General features: G+C 64.3%; 2 protein-coding genes. One reads left to right on the top strand and one right to left on the bottom strand.

Features of this window, described 5'->3' with window-relative positions; translation table 11 throughout:
- A partial coding sequence (locus FMZ75_RS20860; RefSeq protein ID WP_166146161.1) for an AAA family ATPase occupies nt 1-2512 on the top strand: 2512 nt, incomplete at its 5' end.
- Between the two features lie 188 nt (nt 2513-2700).
- Here the strand turns inward: FMZ75_RS20860 and FMZ75_RS20855 are convergent.
- Nucleotides 2701-3456, bottom strand: a complete 756-nt coding sequence (locus tag FMZ75_RS20855) for a S9 family peptidase (RefSeq protein WP_166146158.1) — start codon at nt 3454-3456, stop codon at nt 2701-2703.
- Nucleotides 3457-3668 lie beyond the last annotated feature (212 nt).

The following is a 3668-nucleotide window of genomic DNA, read 5'->3' as shown; positions in this document are numbered from 1 at the left end:
CGATCACATCCACAATGCGCTGTTCAATCTGGTCGTTACCGGCGAAGGCCATATCGGCTCGCTCGACACCCAGCGCCTCCACGCCCGCGTCCACGAGTTTGGAGCCTTCGCTCAGGCCGTCCTCGCCGATGAGCTGCGCGCGCTCGGCATTCGCGTCGCCTATGACGAGAAGGAGCAAGCCGCCGTCATCCTCGCCATCCCGCAATTCGCCAATGAGGCGTTCAGCAAGAGCACCCATCAGGTCCTGCGCAACGCCAAGGCCTTCGCGGCCGGGCAAGGGCTCGATTGGGATGACATCTCTGCGGAAAAGAAAGCGGAAATCCTCCGCGAAGCGGCGGCGGCCGCGCGCCTCGCGAAGCACTGCGAGAAGACCGATCATAAAATCTGGCGCGACCAGGCCGAGGCGATGGGCTGGGAACACTCGACCGTCATGGAGGACGCGAAGATCGCCGCGCTGTCGAACGATGAGCGGTTCGAGCGGGCCTACGCCTTCGCGGCGAAACATCTCGCCGAGGAATTCCACACGGCCGCCGTCATCGACCATGATCGTCTTCGCATCCACGCGGCGCGCGGCTTGATCGGCGTGGGCGTCGCTGGCGGCGTCAAGGATATCGACCGCGTCGTCGAGCTGATCGAGCGCAAGGGAATTGACCTTCACGGCGAGCACGTCGATCTGGTCGCCGCCTGGGCGAAGCGCGAAAATCCCGAGGACGAGCCGCGGCAGGTGCTCCGCGTCACCAATTCCGCGCAGATCCGCGTCGAGGAGAGCCTCCGCGACCACGCCGCGCGCGCCGCGCTCGACACGTCCGGCGCGCTTGCGGCCGGCGATATCCGGCGCGCCATAGAGGCTTCGGGGCTCGATTTCGACAGCGAGCCGGAGCACGGCGCCGCGCAAAAGGCCGCGATCTATGCGCTCGGCCATGGCGGCGCGCTGTCGCTCCTCACCGGCGTCGCCGGCGCGGGCAAATCCACGCTGCTGCGGCCTCTCGTCGCCGCCTGGAAGGCCGACACGCGCTTCGACGCCTCGGGCCGCGAGCTCGTCGGCGTCTCGACCGCATGGCGACAGGCCGACGCGCTGCAGGACGCCGGCATCGCTCGGACGCGGGCGCTCGAGCCATTCCTCAAATCCGTCGAGGCCGGCGAGTTCGTTCCGACCCGCAACACGATCCTGGTCATAGACGAGATCAGCCAGATCGCGCCGCGGCCGATGCTGCGGCTGCTCGAGCTTCAGGCCGAGACCGGCATGACCATCAAGGCGCTGGGCGACCGCGAGCAGGCGCAGGCGATCGAAGCCGGCGATACGATCGAAATCCTGCGCCGCGCCCTGCCGAAATCGGCGCAACCCGAGCTCCTCACCGCCGTCCGTCAGGTCGATCGGCGAGACCGCCAGATCGCCGGCATGTTCCGCGACTCCGAGGCCGAGACCGCCCTCGCGATGAAGCGCGCCGAGGGAACGGCCATGCTGATCGGCGGCGACTTCGACCAGGTCGCCGCGAAGATCGCCGATTTTTATGTCAGCCGGCGGGACATTCTCGACGCCGCCGGCTCGAAGCGCGGGATCACGATCTCCGCGCCGACCAATGAGGACGCCGCCGCGATCAGCATGGCGATCCGGACGCGGCTCAAAGCGCGCGGCGAGATCGGCGCCGATGAGACAGTTTACAAGGCGATCACGCCGCGCGGCGCGAAGGAGCCGCACGCCTTCGACCTGCCGATCGCCACCGGTGACCATCTGCGCCTCTACCGCTACACCTGGGCCAAGATCGACGGCAAGGAAGGCCCGATCGGCTATAACGGCCATGTCGTGAAGGTGATGGGCAAGACATCCACTGGGCTCGTGCTCCAGAACGCCAAAGGCCAGATCGGCGAGGTCGAATGGCGCCGCCTGACCGATCCCGTCACCAAGCGGCTGATGCTCGGCTTCGGCCATGCGCTGACGATCGACGCCGCGCAAGGCGTCACCTCCGACGAACATATCGACGCGCTCCCCCGTGGCAGCGCCGGCGTCACCGCCTTCAAGGCCTATGTCGCGGAAAGCCGGGCCAGGGGCACGACCTGGACGATGATTTCCGAGGCGGCCGTCCATGAGGCCGAGAGGCGCAGCCGCGCGCTCGGCGACGCCAAGCCGATCGAGGCGGAAGATCTCTGGAAGCGGATCGCCGCCGATATGGCCGCCAAGCCGTATAAATCTCTCGCCCTCGATCTCGTCGAGGCCTGCCGGCGGACGCGAGAGCGGTCGATCGATTCGTTCATCGAGCAGGGCCGCACGTTTCACCGGCGGCCCGCCGACGCCGAGGACCCCGGCCGGAGAGCGCGGGAGCGCGTGCGCTCGAACATCGCCACGGAAGAAGTTGCGCCGCACATCGCCGATCTCTCGGCCGAAGTCGGGCGAAACGCCACCCTATTGCGCGAGGCGAAAGAGAACATCGAATCACGCCTCGTCAGGCAGCGGCCAGAGCCTCCATCTCCGGCCCCTTCTGTCGTTCGGCCCTCTCCGTCGCCGCTTCGATGAAGCTGTGCCTATCCGCTTGATGGAGCGCCGCAACATATAGAGAGCCGATTACGGCGCCGACTCCACGGTTTTTGGCCGGAAGTGACCCAACGTGGACATTCCGGGACCGGTTCCCGCAAGACTGAGATGGGCGGAAAGCGGAACGTCGGCTTCTGATTTTGTAGGTTACAAAGCTGCCCCGCAGGGGCTTACTTGGCTACTTCTCGCAGATATTGGCCGACATGCTCGCTCCAAAGCGCTGGTTTGAACATGAGCGCATGGCCCGTGGGTGCGGCGAGAAATGTGCCTTGTCCGCCTGCAGATCGGAACTTGTCAAAATTCCCTCTGCAATGAGCTATGCTGTAGTACTGGTCAAAGTTGCCATGTAGCCACAGTGTGGGAACCCCCGCGCCAGCGCCTCGCTCGAAAAGCAGTGGATTGACGGATTCGTGGTTCGGGCAACCCCTTCCAAGCCATCCGCCGTTGAAGTTTATGGAGCCGCGGAACGTGTTTGGCCTCATTCCGGCGTACGCGATGGCCAAGACCCCTCCACGTGAGACGCCCCCAACAACAAGCCTTTCCTGGTCTACGTCAGATTGGTCTCGCAGATAGCTGACTACGGCATCAACGTCCTCGACGGCTCGCTCGAAGCCTGCGATCGCGATGTCAACGTCGCAGGAATAGCCGGACCCATCTATAGCTAGACCTTCACCATATACTCCTCCAGATTTTCCCCTTCCCCGCCGTTGAGGGAACAGTGCCATCCATCCGCGTTCGACAAAGTAGTTCGCTACGACCGTCGGAGCCACCGTTCTGGAGTAGAGGGACTTGTTCTGCCCTCTTCCGGTCGAGCCGTGGTTGAACACAATGGTTGGATGCGGACCTACGTCCTTGGGCTTCGCGGTAACGATCTCCAATAAGGCGCCAGGTTCGGCGGAAGGTATAAAGGATTTTTCTAGTTTCATCGAGCCTCCCTGCTTGTCTGCTTACATTGCAGCTATCACTTCGATCAATCGGCCGAAACGGGAGTCGTGCAGCTATGTCTGCTATTGGCGCAATCTCGCCATTCGTGAACGCGAGAGGATCATCTCCATTGGCCGCGGCGCGCAAAGTTCCGCTTCGCGGAAAAGCTAACCCACATCCGTCGCACCCCAGAGCGCTCGACCGCAGGCCTGGG

Origin of the sequence: Methylosinus sp. RM1, assembly GCF_011378635.1 — a bacterium.
In the GTDB taxonomy this organism is placed as follows: domain Bacteria; phylum Pseudomonadota; class Alphaproteobacteria; order Rhizobiales; family Beijerinckiaceae; genus Methylosinus; species Methylosinus sporium.
Note: the sequence above shows the minus strand (reverse complement) of the source record. Positions and strands in the feature narration are given on the sequence as shown.

What these genes read in the sequence shown, in the direction of transcription:
- FMZ75_RS20855 (WP_166146158.1), bottom strand. Translation starts at nt 3,456, where the DNA reads ATGAAACTAGAAAAATCCTTTATACCTTCCGCCGAACCTGGCGCCTTA.